At 64.4% G+C, this 18,252-nt stretch carries 10 protein-coding genes and 1 pseudogene; 2 read left to right on the top strand and 9 right to left on the bottom strand.

Going from position 1 to position 18,252, the window contains the following annotated elements; translation table 11 throughout:
* Nucleotides 1–295: efflux RND transporter permease subunit (locus tag QZL63_RS07295; RefSeq protein ID WP_290586385.1), on the top strand; the 295-nt coding region annotated here is incomplete at its 5' end.
* A gap of 4 nt (nucleotides 296–299) precedes the next feature.
* The gene (locus QZL63_RS07290) at nucleotides 300–1,478 is read left to right on the top strand and encodes a TolC family protein (protein WP_022308666.1); all 1,179 of its coding nucleotides are present in this window, start codon (nucleotides 300–302) and stop codon (nucleotides 1,476–1,478) included.
* A gap of 108 nt (nucleotides 1,479–1,586) precedes the next feature.
* Here the strand turns inward: QZL63_RS07290 and QZL63_RS07285 are convergent, their stop codons facing one another.
* From QZL63_RS07285 to QZL63_RS07245, 9 genes and pseudogenes are all read right to left on the bottom strand, one after another.
* Nucleotides 1,587–4,586, bottom strand: coding sequence for a GH92 family glycosyl hydrolase (locus QZL63_RS07285; protein ID WP_022308665.1), 3,000 nt, complete (start codon nucleotides 4,584–4,586; stop codon nucleotides 1,587–1,589).
* Between the two features lie 22 nt (nucleotides 4,587–4,608).
* A complete protein-coding gene (locus QZL63_RS07280) occupies nucleotides 4,609–6,729 on the bottom strand; it encodes a hypothetical protein (RefSeq protein ID WP_022308664.1) in 2,121 nt (706 codons plus the stop codon).
* A gap of 1 nt (nucleotide 6,730) precedes the next feature.
* Nucleotides 6,731–7,789: a glycosyl hydrolase-related protein gene (locus QZL63_RS07275; RefSeq protein WP_022308663.1), complete on the bottom strand. Its 1,059-nt coding sequence runs from the start codon at nucleotides 7,787–7,789 to the stop codon at nucleotides 6,731–6,733.
* 727 nt (nucleotides 7,790–8,516) lie between these two features.
* Nucleotides 8,517–9,191: pseudogene (locus QZL63_RS11720) on the bottom strand (glycosyl hydrolase-related protein); the annotation flags it as partial.
* A gap of 1,001 nt (nucleotides 9,192–10,192) precedes the next feature.
* Entirely contained in the window at nucleotides 10,193–12,427 is a 2,235-nt protein-coding gene (locus tag QZL63_RS07265; protein WP_022308661.1) for a right-handed parallel beta-helix repeat-containing protein, read from the bottom strand.
* Nucleotides 12,428–12,454: 27 nt separating this feature from the next.
* Nucleotides 12,455–14,737, bottom strand: coding sequence for a family 20 glycosylhydrolase (locus QZL63_RS07260; protein WP_290586377.1), 2,283 nt, complete (start codon nucleotides 14,735–14,737; stop codon nucleotides 12,455–12,457).
* Nucleotides 14,738–14,777: 40 nt separating this feature from the next.
* Nucleotides 14,778–15,938 carry a uroporphyrinogen decarboxylase family protein gene (locus QZL63_RS07255; protein WP_022308659.1) on the bottom strand — a complete coding sequence of 387 codons (1,161 nt, stop codon included), beginning with the start codon at nucleotides 15,936–15,938 and terminating at the stop codon, nucleotides 14,778–14,780.
* The gene (locus tag QZL63_RS07250; RefSeq protein ID WP_022308658.1) at nucleotides 15,928–16,917 is read right to left on the bottom strand and encodes a hypothetical protein; all 990 of its coding nucleotides are present in this window, start codon (nucleotides 16,915–16,917) and stop codon (nucleotides 15,928–15,930) included. The genes QZL63_RS07255 and QZL63_RS07250 overlap by 11 nt, the downstream gene beginning before the upstream one ends.
* Complete coding sequence (locus QZL63_RS07245) at nucleotides 16,863–18,248, bottom strand: DUF5703 domain-containing protein (protein WP_022308657.1); 1,386 nt, start codon at nucleotides 18,246–18,248, stop codon at nucleotides 16,863–16,865. The genes QZL63_RS07250 and QZL63_RS07245 overlap by 55 nt, the downstream gene beginning before the upstream one ends.
* Nucleotides 18,249–18,252 lie beyond the last annotated feature (4 nt).

Below are 18,252 nucleotides of genomic sequence, written 5' to 3'. Positions count from 1 at the left end.
GCTGCTGAACCGCTACAACCAGCTGCGCGACGCGGGCACGACACTCCGCGAGAGCATCGTCGAGGGTTCTCTCGACCGCCTCAACCCCATCCTGATGACGGCCCTCACCTCGGCACTGGCCCTCATCCCGCTGGCGCTGCGCGGCGACCTGCCGGGCAACGAGATCCAGAGTCCGATGGCGAAGGTCATCCTCGGCGGACTGCTGACCTCGACCTTCCTGAACGCCTTCATCATCCCGATCGTCTATGAGTGGATGCACCGCCACGACAAACCCGCAAACCCGGAAAACCGATAGAGCCATGATACGACAGATTCTTTTTCTCGCCGGCCTGTTCCTGTGCATGCCCCAGGGCGGCAAGTCCCAGCCGATCGACGAGCTGCTGCAGCAGATCGAGCGGAACAACAAGTCGCTGCAGGCGCTCCGCCAGGAGAACGAGGCGGCCCGGCAGGAGATCCGGAGCCAGAACAACCTCGAGGACCCCTCGGTCGAATACAGCCCCTTCTACACGAAGGGTACCGACGGCATGTCGAGCTCGGAACTGGTCGTCTCGCAGGGCTTCGACTTCCCGACGCGCTACGCCGCCCGCCGCAAATCGGGGCAGCTGCAGAGCGAGTATCTCGACCGCCAGTATCTGGTCGCCCGCCGCGACCTGCTGCTCGGGGCCCGGCTGCAGTGCCTCGACCTGATCCGCCTGAACCGCACGCGCGAACTGCTCGAGGCCCGGCTGCGGAATGCCGGGGAGCTGCTTGCGCTCTTCGAGAAGCGGCTCGAAGAGGGCGATGCCTCGATCCTCGAGGTGAACAAGATCCGCATGGAACGCATGAATGCCACCACCGAACTGGCACAAAACGAGTCGGCCCGCCAACAGGCCCTTGCGGCGCTGCAGGCGATGAACGGCGACCAGGCTGTGGCATTCGGCGTGACGGAGTACCCCGAGGCCCCGGCCGTCGGGGAGTACGACCGCCTGCGCGACGAGCTGCTGGCGGCGGAACTCGAGGTGCAGGCCTCGGAGTCGGCCGTGCGTGCCGCCGGGCAGGAGGTCCGGCTCAACCGCCAGAACTGGCTCCCGTCGCTCGAGGTCGGATACCGCCGCAACACGGCCCTCGACGAGGCCAGCAACGGATTCCTCGTCGGCGCCTCGTTCCCGATCTTCTCCAACCGCCACAAAAGCCGCATGGCCCGGGCCCGTTACTCGGCCGCACAACTCCGTTCGGAGGAGGTTCGCCTGCAGGCCGATGCCCGCATCCGGGCGCAGTACGACGAACTCGGCCGCCTGCAGGAGACGATGCAGACCTACGACACGGCCCTGATGCACACGACGCTGGAGATGCTGCGCCGTGCGGTCGAGGACGGACAGCTCTCGGTAATCGAATACTACACCGAAGCCGACGGCATCTACCGCAACCTGCAGACCCTCGAGGAGCTCGAAAACCGCTACCACGCGCTGCTGGCCGAACTCTTCCGCAACAGCCTCTGAGCGGAGCGTCCCGAAAAAACCGGGAGCCGGCACCCTTGCGACAGGGTGCCGGCTCTTTCCTTTTTGAATCAGGGATATGCCCAAAGGCCTGTCGGGGCAGGCGCCCGACTACCGGAAGAGAATCTCATCGACAAAAAGATAGGGAATGCTGCCCGCGCCACCGTGCCACGAGGGGATAGGTCCGTAATTCTCGATCCTTATCCGCCAGTAACGGGCGCTGCGGGCATCGAAGCCAAGCGTCGGACGGTAGAGCCGCTTCTGCCCGGCATCCAGCCGCAGCGGGTCGTAACCGACCTCCAGCGGAGTCAGCCGTTCGGGATCGTCGCCCGCCCACAGCCGGATCCGACCCGGCGGGAAGATCCACACGTCGGTATTGACGAGGTAGCCGACCATCAGCTCGGAGAGCGTCAGGGAACGCCCCATGTCGATCACGGCATCCAGATCGCACGCCCTGCCGGCGAAACCGCTCCAGCCACCCTCCGAAAATTCGATCGCCCCCCAACGTCCGTCGATCAGTTCGCTGCCGTCCGGGGCTCCGTACGTGGAGGTGGGGTCACGCAGCTCGATCCGCGGATAACCCTCCGGCAGGGCGGCCATCGGCGTTTCTACATAGTGCGCCACAAAGGGGTCGCTCGGGAGTCGTCCCCGCCGGAAAGCCACGGCGCACAGGGTGGCATCCCCCTCAAGCGGAATTCCCCGCTCCGCATCGTAAAGCGGCGACGAGGCCGTCGGGATGCTGCCGTCAAGCGTATACCGGATGGCAGCCTGCGGAGTCTCGCAACGCAGCCGTACGGTCTTCCGCCCCGAAAAGAGCCACTCCCCCTGCTCGTCGTAGACCGAATGGCAGGGAGTGTGGCGCGACTCCCCTCCCAGGCGGCGGTCCACCCGTGCCACGGGACGGTCCGATGCGGCGTGTCCCCACTGCGGATCGGGCGTATCGCCCATCTCCAGCACCAGTTCGCCGCCACGCATGAGCTGCTCATGGGCGATGTAACTCTTCCCGTACGGTCTGCCGTTCAACCAGGCCCGGCGGACATAGCAGTTCCGCTCCGAGTTGTTCACCGTCCGCACCGTGAAGCAAACCCCGTCGCCGAGGTGCAGTGTGGCCCGATCGAAAAGCGGCGAACCGATGATGTAGCGCATATCGCCCGGACAGACGGGATAGAACCCCAGCGAACTGAAGACATACCAGGCCGAGAGCTGCCCCAGGTCGTCGTTATTGACCAGACCCTCGGGCGTCGTGTCGTACTGCGTCTTCAGGATTTCGCGGATGACGGGACAGGCCTTGTAGGGCGCTCCGGCATAGGCATACAGATAGGGCATGTGGTGCGAAGGTTCGTCCCCGTGGCCGTAATGGCCCAGGAAACCCGAAATATCGACGTGCTGCTCGCCTTCGATCGAAACTTCGGTGTGGAACAGCCGGTCGAGGAATGCGACGAATGCGGCATCGCCCCCGTGCAGGGCGATCAACTCCGTGACGTCGTGCGGCGCATAGGTCGAGTAGCCCCACAGGTTTCCCGATATGTAGTTGCGGATGAGCGGAGCCCAGCGGGTCGTATCGGGAGACGAGAGAAATCCCGTCGTGGAACGCGGATAGAGGTAGCCGTCGTCCGGCGAAAAGAGGTTCCGGTAACCGGCCGACCTCGCCTCGAAGCGGCGCGCCTCCCCGCGGCGCCCCAGGAGGCGGGCAACGCGCGAGATCGTCCAGTCGTAGTAGTTGTACTCGGTGGTCTTGGAGACGGAACAGCCGATCTCGGCCGGAACGAAATTCCAGCGCAGGTAGTGGTCCATGCCGCAGGGGCCGTAGGTCTGGCTGTGCTTGTCGTTGCTCGTGGCGGCATGGCACATGGCCCGGTAAGCCCCCACGGCGTCGATGCCCGGAACCCCCTTCAGGATGGCATCCGCCAGGATCGGCACCGTACTGTAGCCGATCATGCAGATGTTGTCGTGTCCCAGACACTCCCACACGGGCAGCTCCAGCCCGGCCACCGTATGCCTCGACACCAGCGAATTGACCATGTCGGCACTCTGTGCGGGTGCGGTCAGCAACAGCAGCGGATGCTGGGCCCGGTAGGTGTCCCAGGCCGAGAAATTGCTGTACTGCGGAAAGGGGGAGTGCAGCCGCCGCCCCTCGACGCAGTAGGCCCCGTCCACATCCGAGATGAGGTTGGGCGAGAGCGAGGCGTGGTAGAGCGCCGTGTAGAAGATCGTCGCCTCACGGTCGGAGGCCCCCTCCAGCCCGATGCGCGAGAGCTGCCGCTCCCAGGCCTCCCGGGCCTGCTTCCTCAACTCGTCGAAGGAGCGCCCGGCCGCCTCGGCCTCGAGGTTCCGCCCGGCGCCTTCGGCCCCGACAAACGAGATGCCGACCTGCACGCCGATCCGCTCGCCGGGTTTCAGGTCGCGGTACTCGACATAACCGATCGGGTCGTCCGCATCGTCCGTCTCGCGGAAACGGTCGAAGGGCCGGGAGAAGCGGGCGTGGAAGTAGACGGTGCGCGCCCCGGCAACCCCTTCGCCCACACGCTTGAAGCCGACGACCGTCACCGAGTCGATCACCGCGACGGAGATTCCCTCCACCCGCTCCATCAGGTTATGGCTCGGGTCGATCATGATCCGCCCGACCCCGCCTCTGCGGAACGTATATCGGTGCACCCCGACGCGGGGCGTGGCCGTCAGTTCGACAAAGATATCCTCGTCGCTCAACAGAACGGCATAGTATCCCGGGGCGGCCCGCTCCGAGTCGTGCGAGAAGCGCGAACGGTAGCCCCCGTCGGGATTCTCGTCCGTCCCGGCGCTCAACTGCAGCTCTCCGCCGGCGGGCATGAAGAGGATATCCCCGAGCCCGGAGAGCCCGGCCCCGCTGATGTGCGTATGGGCAAACCCCTTGATCACATCGTCGTCGTAATGATATCCGGCACACCGTTTCCATGAGGAGAAGTCGTTGCTGGGGCTGAGCTGCACCATGCCGAAAGGCGTGGTCGCCCCGGGATAGGCATGCCCCTTGCCGCCCGTCCCGATCATGGGATCGACCCGTTCGACGGGGCTTTGGGCGGCACAATACCCTCCCAGCAGGAGGGAAAGCAGGATGAAGACGCAGTGTTTCGACATGGCTGGCGACAAAAGGGAGGTGTCAGTTCGTTTGGTAAAGAATCGGCAGGGGCGGTTCGTCGGCCGACTCGGCCACCGGAGCCTGTTGTTCGAGGGGAATGCCTGTCAGCCGGTTGCGCAGCACCTTCAGCCCGTGCACCGGTGCGAACCAGACGCTCACCACCGTTCCCAGGCTGCCCCGGTCGGGCATGAGGGAGGCATAGAGCTCCATGTAACGGTCGAACAGACGCAGCGAACGGTTGCAGAGCGAGGCTGCCGCGGCCCGATCCTGTTCCGACAGGCTCCCGTGCGTGCTCCGCGTGAAGGGTTCCAGGGCGGATGCATGCCGGAAAGCCTCCAGATAGAGGATCGAGCAGTCGATCCGGTTGGCCAGCAGATCCAGGTACTCCAGCCCCGGGAGACTCCTCGTTCCGGCCCGGACCGCTGCGATCCGGACTCCGGCCGCCGCATAGAGCGCACTGCAACGGTCGATGTTCTCGCGCTTCATCCATGTGAACAGACCGCCGTTCGACCAGGCGCCCACCCAGCAGAAACCGATGTTGCCCAGGTTCACCGTGGCATAGCTGTCGGCCTCGTTGATCAGGCGCATTGCCTCGGCATAGGTCTCCGCATCGCGAATACCCAGACGGCGGGCATACTCCTCATAGAATGCCCCGCGGGAGACACCCCGAGAGAGGCAGGCGTCCGCGGCAAAACGGAACGTCGTCCGGTTCTCCGCACTCCGCCAGTGGTTGAAGCAGATGCTGTGCAGCATCTCCCCGCCGCCGAGCCGCTCCACATGGCCGAACAGCCGCTCCAGCCCGTCGATCGCGTTCTGCTGCATGTACATCAGGCCGTCGAACTCGATCCACGAATAGATCTGGGTGCGCCGCAAATCGGCCGGGTCGGAGACGATCCGCTCCACGGCCGCCGCCACCCCGTCGCTGCCGTGCGACGGCATGATCGAGATATCGTGGCCGGGCAGATACTTCAACGCCAGGTGGTAGGCCGGACCCACCTGGTCCGGGATGCTGCAGTAGATGCCCAGAACGAACTTCCGGATCCCCTTCATGCCGGGATCGCACTCCATCCTCCGGATGGCCTCCATGTTGGTCCCGATCTGGTGGTAAAGTTCCGCCATGTCGGGCTGGCGATCCCGGATGGCGTTCATGACCAGCGTATCCGACAACACGTCGGAGGGGAAGAACTCCAGCAGCTTGGTCCGGACCTCTTCGGCCGTGTAGGAGGGTCCCCAGCCGCCGGTCTCCTCGGTCATGAGCTCCAGCGCATCGATCCGGGGATAGGTCCGGGCGATGATCTGCCCGAGGCGGACGGCACGTTCGACGGTCGAATGGCGCGGCTCGTAGGAGAACTGGACATAGAGTCCGAGCGACTTGGCGTAATCGAGCAGCTCGCCCATCCAGGCGACGGCCCGTTTGCTCCGTTCGGGCACATCGTCGTAGCAGGGTTCGATATCCGGGATGCAGAAGATCGACCGGTTCTCGCGATTGACGGATTTCAGGAAGGGACTGTCGGAGAAGTCGTGGCGGTGTCCGTAGAAGAAACTGCCGGCATAGTTGGTCGAATCCTGCGAAACCGGCTCCTCGTGCCACATGAAAATGTAGCTGTGAACCACGAACTTGTTGAAACGCATGCGCACGAGGTTCTCCAGATAGCGCTTGGCCTGATCGATCGGGTAGGAGGATATGTCCATCGGGAAGTTCACGTGCTGCCGGATACCCCGCCACCGGACATTGGGACGGATCCGCACGTCGGCATGGTCGAGCGCCGCCAGATCGGCCCGCTCGGGGCGGGTGACGCCCGTGATGTCGAACAGGAAGCCCATCCGTTCGAGCAGCGTATGGAGTCCGTTGGTCACCGAGATCGGATCTCCGCCGTATACGGTGATCCGGCGGCCGTCCTCGCTCCGATAGCCGAAGCTCCCGTCGTCGATCGACGGATCGCACTCCAACCGGATCCGGCAGTTTCCTTCGAGTTCCGTCCCGGCAATGGCCGGCGCGAAGAAGGCGTCGATTTCGGAGCGCGCAAAGGCAAGTTCCCCGGGTTCGCAACCCGAGCAGGTCGTTTTCACCCCGGCAGCCCGCACAACCGGAGCGGCGAGGCAGAACAGGATGATGCACAGACTATTCAGCAGATGTCTCATATCACTCGATGATGTAGGTTTCGATGGCGTACGGGGCCAGTTCGATAACCGGAGTCTCCTCGCCGGAGCTTCTCTCGAGCAGGTCCGCATGCCGTATTCTGTCGTATCCGGAGGCCGCCGTGAAGGGAACATGCACCGGCTCTCCGCTGCGGTTGTAGAGGCGCAGGACAATCCGGTCGCCCTCTTCGGCCTTCTTGACGGTCGAAACGGCCGCCCGCCTGTCGCCGACGGTGAAGAAGGAGCCCGACTCCGCAAGTCCGGCATCCGTCCACTGCCGGGTCGCAACGACGGCATGCAGGGGCATCCGGGCCTCCTCGAGGCGGCGTTCGAGCGTCATCCGATGCTCCCGCTCCTCGGACGAGAGGGTGAAGCGGAAACAGTGCGTTCCGCGCTGGCTGTAGAACTCGCCCTGGGGATGGCAACTGCGCCGCGAGGCGAGCATGATCGGCTGCAGCACGGTCTGTGGGTTGTCGGGATGGATCGGATCGACATAATCGACCAGCGCTGCGCTGGTTGCCAGTCCGACGGCCACACCGCCCGACTCGCCCGCAATCCAGCCCGAAGTCGTCCGGGGGTGTATCTCCCGGGCCTCGTCCATATAGCGTTCGCCCGGGGCTCCCTGCATCTCGTCGATGCCCACACGCACCCGCCCGAAGGGGACGCCGTAGGCAACATGCCCGGAATCCCTGAGCGGGAAGAGCTGCCGGTACTCGAGATAGTGCGTCCCGTCGAAGTTGCGGATCTCCGTGTCGAAGTCGATCCGCTTGCGGTTGCGGTAGAGCCGGAGCGTACGCACGATCTCCGCATTCTCGAAGGGAGCGACGCTGCGGTAGAGCGTATAGACCGGACCCGTCTCGGCCAGCTCCCAGCGGGGATTGATCGCTGCGGCCGACTCCAGATGGTCGGTCGTCGGCTTCTGCATGGTCGAGAACTCGCCGGCGCCGTTTCCCACCGAACGCAGGGCGACCACATCGCCGATGGCGTGCAGCGACGTATCGAAAAGCGCCTCGCCGCTCTGCTTGTCGAAGATCTGAGAGAGGATGCCGTCCCGGAACTCCAACCGGTAATAGACCGATTCGTTCTCCGGCAGATCCGCAGCCTCCCCGCGTTTCGCGGCCCGACGCTCCTCTTTCGCGCTCCCCGCCCCGACGCTCCTCTTTCAGATAGAGCGACGTATAACCCATGGCCGGGACATCGGCGGCCTCGATCTCCAGCGAGCCGTCGGCCGCCGTCTGGACGGCGGCCGGCCGGCCGGCCGCATCCGTTGCCCGCAACCCGGAGGCACTGCCCCCGGGCAGTCTGTCGGAGGGGATCCGCACCGACCCCGAACGCGCCCACGAAGCGCCGTTGTAGACCACGACCGGAAGCCCCTGCCTCCGCTCGGTACGCACCCCGCAGGTCAGCGTTCCGAGGATTCGCTGCAGCAGCGTCTCGGCCTGTCCGCGGGCAAAACGGTATTTGGCGGCGAAGAGCGAATCGGTGATGTTGCCCCGGTTGCCGCCCCACCCATGGTCGGGATAGATGAGGGCCTTCCACGCCCGGTCGATCTCCTCCTTCGGATAGCTGTCGAAGTTCCCTTCGGCGAGAGCCAGCGCCGAGGCGAAGAGTTCGGTCTGCGGCAGGAGCGCTGCAGCGATTCCGTAGTCGGCGAATGCGTCGGCATGCGTCGCACTGTGGATGTACTGCCACAGATCGGGCCGTTCGCCCCGGATCTGCGGATATGCATTGTCCATACGGGAGAGACTGTCCATGAAACGGTCCGCGGTCGAATGGCTCAGCTGCGGAACCTCCGTACCGCGGCGTCGGGCCTCCTCCTTCATCCCTTCGATCCAGTCGTAGTAGGTCCGGGCCCGGCTCATGTCCTCGGCCGAAAGCATGCCGACCACACGCGGCTGCGCAGGATTCTTCCGGTAATCGGGGAACTCCTCCATGAAATCAACGAACTTGTTGATCCCCAGATTGATGTTCTTGTGCAGAAACTGAGCCGCCCGGGTATAGTGCCCCGGCGTATAGACCCGCACACTGCTGCCGTCGGGGGCAAACCAGTCGTAGATGCCCAGCTGGTGGCGGCTGTACATCAGGTGATCGACGCCGCACTTCTTCAGGATCTGGGGCATCTGCAGCGTACGTCCCGGGACGTCCACGTTCCAGTAGGTCCGCTGCCGCGCTCCGGGAAACTCCCGCTCGACCCACCGCTTGCCGAAATAGAACTGGCGGACCAGCGCCTCGCCCGACTGCACCTCCTCATAGGGCTGCGTATAGGATGCCCCGATTCCGAGCCGTCCGGAGGCGATGTACCCCCCGATCTCCGACCGGCGGTCGGGATGGCGCTCGAGATACTCCTCGAGGATCAGTGCATCCTCGATGTCGTAGCGGTAGTCGGGATGGCGGGCCAGCAGGTCGAGCGCCGGCGAGACGATCAGCCGGTCACGGGCCTCGATGCAGTTGTAGGGCGAGTCCATCCAGGCTATGTCCTGATGGCTCGACACCAGGATATGTACCTGCGCATTCCGCCACGGGCCTCCGGCCAGACGGTCGAACGCCTCCCCGGCATCGGTCCGCTGCCGGGAGATGCGGACACCTTCCTCTTCGGGCCGGACCGTGACGAGCACCCCGCCGTCGATCCGGTATTCGGACTGCGGATTGCGCAGATCGGCTACCTCGAAGAGCGTATGCCCCTGCCACTGCAGGGCGACGGCCGCCCCCTCGGGGCAGCGGCCGACGGCCCGGTCACCGCCATCGGCAAAGCGCACCTGCACAGGCCGCCCGTCACACGTCACGAGGGCCGTACGTCCGATCCACTGCGTCCCGGCGGCGATCTCCACACCCCGGTCGGTCGCCGAAAGGACAAACAACTCCTCCACGGCGGCCCGCGACCGGAGCTCCTCGAGCAGCTCCCGATTCTTGAAGATCATGAAATAGATGTTGCTCTCGGCCTTCTCGCCGATCAGGCGGAAGCGCACCGGACGCCCCGCTTCGACCAGCTCTTTCGGAACCAGGAGCTCCATGAAGCCCATCCGGTCACCCCACTGGTTGCTGTCGTAGGCCGAAAAGGTACACACGACGCCCGCATCGGTGGTCTGCTCCCAATGCTGCCCCAGGAGGTTGGTGAGGGCGCCGCACGGACGCCCGTCGATCCACAGGGAGAATTCGCGGGGCTGCGCGGACTGGTCCGCGCTGATCAGGAAGAGGAAACGGGCCCCGTCTGCGTCGATCCGTTTCACCGGATCGCTCTCCCACTCCATGACCATCTGCCCGTTCGATGCCCGGGTGATCATGGCCTCGGTCTTGTCGTTCCAAAGATTGTCGTAACCCCACTCCTCACACCGCACGGCCCGGGCATAGCCGTTCGTAAAGTCGTCGGCCCGGCCGGCATAGCTCCGCTGGAGCCGCAGGGTTTCAAAGGTCTGCGCCCGGGCCGTCCAGGCCGCAGCCGCCATCAGGATACCCAACAGAATATGTCTCATCGGTTGTCGGTTTTTCGGTATTCATCCTCGTAAACGCCCATCCGTTCGATCGGCAGGGGCTCGAAGCCCTCGATGCGGCGATAGGCCTCCGCATCGGGTTTCAGACGGTAGTCGCCGCCCTTCCAATCGACGAAACCCGGATCGTCCTGCGTACAGAAGTTGTTCGTCTCGGTGCCCTGTGCATGCGGTCCGTCGAGCTTCAGGGACGCCTCGCGGCTGCCGACGATCAGGTTTCGGGTCATGCAGTTGCGGCGCGGGCGCATGCCCTCCCACTCCTGTCCCTCGACAATCGGGTCGAGGTAGTTCATCAACTCGGGATAGCGGTCGCTGTAGGGGGCCGAATAGATATCCACGCACTGCGTGAGCCGGTACCTGAGCAGGCCGTTTTCGCCGAAACAGGCCGGACCCTGGTCACGGGCCCAGGTATAATAGTGCGACGAAATGTACATCGTCGAGGCGACGGGATTCACCACGATGTTGTTCACGAACTTCAGGTCCCAGCCCGTGTTGGAGAACATCACGCCGTGGGTCGTGTTCATGTCCACGAACAGGTTGCCGTAGACCAGCACGTCCGTCGAACTGTCGTCGCAGTAGATTCCCATGTTCATCCGCTCGGGATTTCCGCACCGCTCGAAGCGGTTGTAGCGCACGATGTTCCCGCGGCTGCTCGGATCGCGGCCGATATACCACGGCGAGGTGTCGTTCGAGTTGAGCGTCACGTCGTGGATGTAGTTGTACTCGAACAGGTGCTCGTTGCCGGAGACGTAGATTCCCTGCCAGTCGGAGTCGTGGATCTCGCAGTGCGAAACCCGGTTGCCGCACCCGTTCACGCTGACCGCCGCCCACAGGAACTTGTTCCGGCGGTTGTAGTTGGTCATCCGGCAGTTCTCCACATAGCTGTTGCCGGGGGTCAGCGAGACCTTGTCGCCGCCGCTCAGGTAGACAGCGCCGCTGCCCGTGTTGTAGATGTCGCAGCTGAGAATGCCGTTGTGCATCCCGGCCTTGCGGTCCCAGTGGGGATATTTGTAGATGTGCCCCTGCAGGTTGCCGATACGGCGCGAGACGGGACGCCCTTCGTAATCGTCCACCGTGATGTGGGGGAAGGTCTGTTCGGCCCCCTGGCCCATGAAGACGCCGCTCGTCCCGACGTTGCGGATCGTGCAGCCGGCAATCACGTTGTGGTTGGACCGCTCGATGTAGACCCCGATGCCGCGGCCGCACTCGATGGTCAGGCGTTCGAGGCGGAGGTACTCCACCCCTTCGAGACAGACGATCGGATCTTCGAGGATCGAGACCTGGATGTTCGCCTTCCGGATGTCGGAAGGCGGATAGAAGTAAAGGATTCCGGATTCACGGTCGAGATACCACTCCGAGGGGCGGTCGAGCTCCTCCAGGATGTTGTATGCGAAATAGTGCTGGTAGGCGGCCCCCGAGGCGATGCCGTAAAGGTGCGGCGAGGCGAGCGTCACGGTACCCTTCCCCGGATCGATCGAGGCGACGCGGATGTTGTCGTCGGCAAACCCGTAGTTGAACGTACCCTGGAGCCAGACATCCTTCAGACCGGCCCATGCCGCGTGGCGGTCATCGGTGTAGCGGAACACGCCCGGGCGGTCGGAATAGTCTCCGACGCGGGGCGACGACCCCGGATCGAGCACCTCCCCGATCCGGATCCACCCCTCGTTGGGATAGCGGGCCAGCTCCATGGGCTCGCCGTCGAAGAAGAGCTCGAGCGGGGCCACGGGCACGCTGGCCGAATGCCCGTACTGCACGATCTCGCCGAAGGAGTCGATTCCCAGCGCCCGCAGGTCCGCACAGACAATGTGCGAGGCGGCCTTGGGGTTCAGCCGGCGCCGGATGGCCGGATCCTTGACCCGGCCGAACGCCGATCCGGGAATGTTCACGCCCCCGCACAGCGAAACCCGGGCACCGAGCGCAGCCTGCCAGACGACCGGATGGTCCGGATCGCCCGAATCGAGGCCGTTGAACACGAGCGGTTCGTCGAGTTCGTAGTTGCCCGCGGCGATGACGACCGTAATCGTTTCGGGCTGGTGCCAGATGGACTTGTAATGGCGGACGCACTGTTGTGCGGCACGGAGCGTGGCGACCGGAGCCTCGCGCGTTCCGGGGTTACTGTCGTTGCCGGCGGGCGAGACGTGGATCTCGATGGCCGAGGCGGTCGCCGCAAAACCCAGGGCAGCGGCCGCAGCATATATCTTTCGAAGGGAAATCATGTTGTTTGCTCATTCAGGTTGTTCGATTCAATGGCTCATGGATTCGGGGGCAGCCCACACGAACTCCTTGTCCGACTGGAGCTTGTATACGAATCCAAGTCGGTCCCACGCCCGGGGGCGACCGCCGTCGGGGTAGTTCAGGAACGTCATCCGGAAGGCGTGGCGCCCCTTTTCCAGCGCCCGGGTCCCGCGGCCCAGCTGGTGCATGGCCAGTTTCCCGTCGTTATTGACCACCTCCTCGGAGTCGATCTCCAGCCGGTCGGCATCCGTACCGAAAACATAGACGCCCGACTCCGGGATGTCGATATATCCCGTGAAGATGGCCGCACCTCCAGCCTGCTCGCCTTCGAACGGGAAGGCGAAATCGGGCAGCACCTCGGGTGCGCCCCACTGTGCCGCGCCGAGGTCCCCGAGCCGTCTGAAATCACCGCAGGCAAGGGTCCGCACGATCCCTGGTTCGGTCTCCACATCGGCGGAGGGGGCCAGTTGCGTCCGGCTCACCGTAAAACGCCGCTCGGGCGAGAGCCGTCCGGTCGGCAGCAGCGTCGCGACCCGCACGACACACTCCTCATCGAGCGTGAGCGGTCCGTTGAGCACCTCCGAGGAGGCGGTCGGGGCCGACCCGTCGAGCGTATAGACCATCGGATAGTCGCGCGTATTGGTCAGCCGCAGCGTGACGGAGTCGAGGAAGCGCACGTCGGAGCATGCCACTCCTTCGGGCATCGGGATGTGGTAGTTGATCCCGTGCAGGTCCAGCCGCACGTGCTGGTTCTCCAGGCTGCGGGTGAATCGCCCGAAATCCTTGTTGGCCGGAAGGCTCCACGCCAGTTCGGCCAGCGCCAGGGTGCGCGGGAAGAGCTGGTACTCGACATCCTCGGGCCCGTAGGCATATTCGGTCCACATGTTGGCCTGCACACCCCAGATCAGGTGCCGCTTCTCGGGAAGGATCTGTGCCGGATAGGGGTCGTAGCCATAGACCTGGCTGAGCGGGATGTTCCACCCGTAGGCAAGCCGGTCGCTCTCCATGGCGCCCTGATACATGTTCATGTACATGTACCCGATCGGGGTCATGATCACCTGGTTGCCGTGGTTGGCCGCCGCGATGCCACCCTCCTCGCCGCGCCACGACATGACGGTCGCCGTGGGCGAGAGACCGCCCTCGAGGATCTCGTCCCAGCCGATCAGCTTGCGGCCCTTGGCCTGGAGGATCTTCTCGACCCGGCGGATGAAGTAGCTCTGAAGTTCGAACTCGGTCTTCAGTCCCTCCTGTTTCATCCGGGCCTGGCACAGCGGACACTCCTTCCAACGCTCCTTCGGGCACTCGTCGCCGCCGACATGCACATACTCGTAGGGGAACAGTTCGACGATCTCGGAGAGCACCTCCTCGATGAAACGGAAGGTCCGTTCGCGTCCGGCGCAGTAGACGTCCTGCTCGACGCCCCAGAGGTTGCGGACCCGGTAGCTGCCCCCGCGACACGACAGTTCGGGATAGGCCGTAATGGCGGCCATGGCGTGCCCCGGCATCTCGATCTCGGGAATGACGTCGATCTGCCGGGCGGCGGCATAGGCCACGATCCGGCGGATATCGCGTTGCGTATAGAAGCCCCGGTGGATGGTGCCGTCGGTCTCGGTGCGAACGCCCCCGAGCTTCGTCAGACGGGGATATTTCCGGATCTCGACGGTCCAGAGCTGGTCGTCGGTCAGGTGCCAGTGGAACTTGTTCAGCTTGTACATGGCCATCACGTCCAACAGCTTCTCGATCTCCTCCACCGTGCTGAAATGACGGCACGCATCGAGCATCACCCCGCGATAGGCCATCCGGGGCGCATCGCGTATCTCCACGCAGGGGATCGAAAGCTCCATGCCGGGAACCGGCGTCGGGCTCTCGATCCCGGCGGGCAGCAACTGCATGAGCGTCTGCATGCCGTAGAAGATGCCGGCGCCCGTCGAGGCGACCAGCTCGATGCCGTCGGGCGCGACGGTCAGTTCATACCCCTCCTCCGGGATGCCCCGCTGCGTGTCGAGACGCAGAGCAAGGGTATTTCCGGCCTCGCGCCGCTCCTTGAGGTCGATGCCCGACGAGCGTGCGATCTTCTCCGTGAAATAGCCGGCAACAGGCTCCAGACTCCGGTCCGAGAGCAGGAGCGAGGTCCGCTCCGAGAGAAGGCACCGTCCGGGACGGCGGATCAGGGTCTCGGGGCAGGGAACCACCGAGATGGTCCGTTCGTGGATCCGGCCGCCGGCCGCAGCCGGAAGGACGGCCACCAGTGCAAGGGCCAGGCATACCGCGGCACGCCGCAGGCCATTCATTCGTTTCGTATTCCGTTCGTACAACATATCCTAATCTCCTTTATCTTTGTTCTGTCTCATCTCCGTATTGTCCGCAGCGCATGACCAGTTCGTGCAGCATCTCGATGCGGTGCCGGGGCACCAGCGGCGCAATCGAGCAGGCGGTGCTCAGGATAAAGCCCCGTCCTAGGGTCATGCCGGTGCGGATGATCCGCCGCACATCCTCCTCGGCCTTCGCATCGTCGGCCATCAGCAGCGTGTTGATCGAGTCGATGTTGCCCTTGATGAACATCTCCCGGCCGATCCGCCGGAAGGCGTCCTCCAGATCGACATCCCCGACCGGCACCGGATCGAGGCACTCCAGGCCGGAGGCCCCGCTCCGCTGCATGAGTTCGAGCCGGTCGCCGATCGAACCGCACGTATGGATGTAGACGAACTTCCCAGCCTGACGGATCTCGCGGATGATCTGCGACTCGTAGGGCAGCACGAACTGCTCGTAGAACTCCGAGGAGATGAAGCCACGGCCGGCGAACGGCGACGAGATCTTGATCGCATCGACAGGCGTCCGGCACATGCCCCGCGCGATGCGCTTCACCCCGTCGGTAAAGCGCTGGAGGATCTGTGCCGCCTTGGCGGGATACATGATCAGCCCCATGAGGCCCTGCTCGTAACCGAACAGATCGAGGTAATAGTCCAGCGGAGAGGTGATCTCGCCGTGGATCGAACAGCTGTCGCCCACACGACTGTAAAGATAGTCGAAAATTCCGTAGAGGTTCTCCGGATCGAGCCGAAAATAGAGATTGTGCGACACGGGGATGTAGTCCAGCTGCCCGGGGATGTCGCGTTCGACATCGACCGACTCCAGGTCGAGGCTCTTCCGCGGCGAGCGGAAGGTCACCACCGGCAGATCCTGCCAGCAGTGCAGCTCCGTGCGGTCGGGGTACTCCAGCCTTACGGAGCCCTCGCCGAGCTCCTCGCGGGAGAGAAGATCCCGCTTCCAATCGTCGGAGTGACCGTGGAGGCTGACCAGGATGCCGTCGAAACGGAACCGTTCGCGCAATTCGATCAGCCCGTCGGCAAACGTCTGCTGGTTGTACCAGAATGCGACCGGATCCGGATGCAGCTGCTCCATCATGCAGCCGATGCTGAACTGGCACATCAGCGGGACCCGGTCGGGCCGCTGCAGGTTCATGGCGGCCAGGATTCGTTCTTTACTCGTCATTTCCATGAGGTTTTCGTGGGTTGTGTACAATCAGATTCTGGCGGCCGATCCCTTCCGAACGCTCGATGCGGGTTCCGGCCTTCGGCCCGTACGACCCCGTGATGCAGGCTCCGCGGGGGCCGTATACCTTGAACTCTACACTCCAGTCGGCGGGCCAGGCGGGCAGGAGGTGGATGTCGTCGCCGCCATACTGGATCAGCATGTTCTGCAGCGTCCGCAGCAGGACCGAGCCGTGGTCCTGGTCGGGAACCCAGTCGTAGTTGGGGCCCCACATCACCGGGAAACGGAATGCGGGATTGGAGGCGGCACTGTTGGCCGTCACGATGCGGCGTGCTTCGTCGGCCAGGCCCAGGTTGGCTGCGAAGATGCCGTCCTGCTGCCAGCCCCAGCTCTCCTTGACCGCCCGCCGCGCATAGGTCCGCCGGGCCACGTCGAGGCCGGGCTCGCCCACGCCGTACCACCGGTAGGGGAATACGGCATAGAGTTCGGGCTTCTCCACGTTCATCCGCTCGCCCAGCTGCTCCCCGGCGACCAGCACCTCTCCTTCGGGGCTCTCTCCGGTGGGGATCGGGGGCAGCGACGCGGCCATCCGGTCGCACAGTGCGGCCAGGTCATCGGGGAGCCGCTCGCCGCAGCAGGATTTCAGCCGCGCGGTGATCCACCGCAGCCCGGCGATGTCGGGCAGCGGATTGCGGACCCCTTCGAAGTAGGTCTCCAGCGACTGCGCCGGCGTGAGCACGATCTCGCCGCGCTCCGACTTCGGGTAGTGCCGGTCGTAGAAGGTCAGGATGCGTGAGGCGACCGGGAAGAGCGTTTCGGTCAGGAAGCCGTCGTCCTCCGAGAATTCATAATATGCGAGCATGAGCGCAACCAGCTCGATGTTCGACTGAAAATAGTAGCGGATGTAGCGGTTCTGCGAAACTCCTAGCGGATGTGGGGGTTCGGCGAACCTCCGCCCGCCAGTCCCGTGCGGTCCCATCCGTAGTTGTCGATGGCATAGGTTCCCCAGAAACACATCGTCTCCGGGAAATAGGCTCCTTCGTGCCCGAAATACCGGCGCGTGCGGTACTCGGCCAGCGGCAGGGCCTCCCGGTACATCCGGAACAACGGGCGCATCATCTCCCAGTCGCCCGAAAAGAGCATGGAACTGTAGGGCAGGCGCGTATTCTGCCACCAATAGGGACCGCCCCACAGTCTGAAGTCGGCATCCAGCCCGCGCGGGCATCCGGCCATATCGTGCGTCAGCTCGACATTGAAGATCGAGCCGTTGAACTTGATCGGCATCCGCCCCCGTCCGGCCGCCGCATTCATGTAGCGCTGCAGGATGTAGGCCCGGGTCAGCGAGAAGGCCTCCTCGGGCTGCTCCTCCGATCCGACGAAGATGTAGTGCCGGAGCCAGAAGTCGTTCCACCACTTCCGGTGCCGCGCCAGGGATTTCCCGCCCTTCGGCAGCTTCCGGGCCTGTTCCTCAACCCGGGACAGCCACTCGGACAGGCTCTCCGGACGCCCCGACCCGACGACTGCCGCCACGACGATCTTCCGGTCCGCAGCGACGGAGACCAGCCGGTCGGGCGCCTCGCAGCGCATGCCGGGACCGCAGACCAGCGCCCCGAAGGTGCGGTGGAGCAGCGGATCGTCCGCCGGATCGTACCAGTCGGCCAGATTCTGGTTTTGCAGCGTCAGCAGATAGATCGAACTCTCGTTGCGGTGGGCCCAGGCCATACCGACATCGGAGTGCAGCAGCGTATCGGCCTGCAGCCGCGTGGCAAACGGCGCATCGTACAGTCCGTAGATCGCGTGGCGTTCCAGCCCGCTGATCTCGCGCGGCGCCTTCCGCCACGTCGTATTGCGCACCTCCACCTTCACGGGGACCGACGCCTCGCCCTCGAGACGGATCACCGGGGCATGGGCATCGACCCAGAAACGGAGCGATACCGCCCCGTCCGAATTCGATCCCGAGATCTCGACCACGCCGTCGCGGATGTTCAGCCGCTGCTCGAACTCGCCGCCGGCGAGCAGGTTGGGCGTCATTGCGACGCTCAACCCGCCCACCTTCAGCAGCGAATTGAGCTCACTGAAGGCATCCGTCTTGCCGATGCGGCACTCGATCCGTCCCGTCTCGGTCACCCAAACGTTGCAGCCCGTATCACCGTTTCCGACGGGCATCGATCCCGAAGCATCGCCGCTCCGGCTCCGCCACACGACATCGTAGGCGTCATAGCGCTCCGGCCGGACCTCCGAACGGGCCGGCTGCGGCAGCCATGCGGCAGCCAGCCCCAAAAGAAGGATGATTTTTCCCGTTCCCCCCATCTCC

This window comes from Alistipes sp. CAG:268 (genome assembly GCA_000434235.1).
GTDB classification, from domain to species: Bacteria; Bacteroidota; Bacteroidia; order Bacteroidales; family Rikenellaceae; genus Alistipes; species Alistipes avistercoris.
This window is presented reverse-complemented; position numbering and strand designations above follow the sequence as displayed.

What these genes read in the sequence shown, in the direction of transcription:
- QZL63_RS07255 (WP_022308659.1), bottom strand. Translation starts at nt 15,938, where the DNA reads ATGACGAGTAAAGAACGAATCCTGGCCGCCATGAACCTGCAGCGGCCC.
- QZL63_RS07290 (WP_022308666.1), top strand. Translation starts at nt 300, where the DNA reads ATGATACGACAGATTCTTTTTCTCGCCGGCCTGTTCCTGTGCATGCCC.
- QZL63_RS07280 (WP_022308664.1), bottom strand. Translation starts at nt 6,729, where the DNA reads ATGAGACATCTGCTGAATAGTCTGTGCATCATCCTGTTCTGCCTCGCC.
- QZL63_RS07245 (WP_022308657.1), bottom strand. Translation starts at nt 18,248, where the DNA reads ATGGGGGGAACGGGAAAAATCATCCTTCTTTTGGGGCTGGCTGCCGCA.
- QZL63_RS07250 (WP_022308658.1), bottom strand. Translation starts at nt 16,917, where the DNA reads ATGGGACCGCACGGGACTGGCGGGCGGAGGTTCGCCGAACCCCCACAT.
- QZL63_RS07265 (WP_022308661.1), bottom strand. Translation starts at nt 12,427, where the DNA reads ATGATTTCCCTTCGAAAGATATATGCTGCGGCCGCTGCCCTGGGTTTT.
- QZL63_RS07285 (WP_022308665.1), bottom strand. Translation starts at nt 4,586, where the DNA reads ATGTCGAAACACTGCGTCTTCATCCTGCTTTCCCTCCTGCTGGGAGGG.
- QZL63_RS07260 (WP_290586377.1), bottom strand. Translation starts at nt 14,737, where the DNA reads ATGAATGGCCTGCGGCGTGCCGCGGTATGCCTGGCCCTTGCACTGGTG.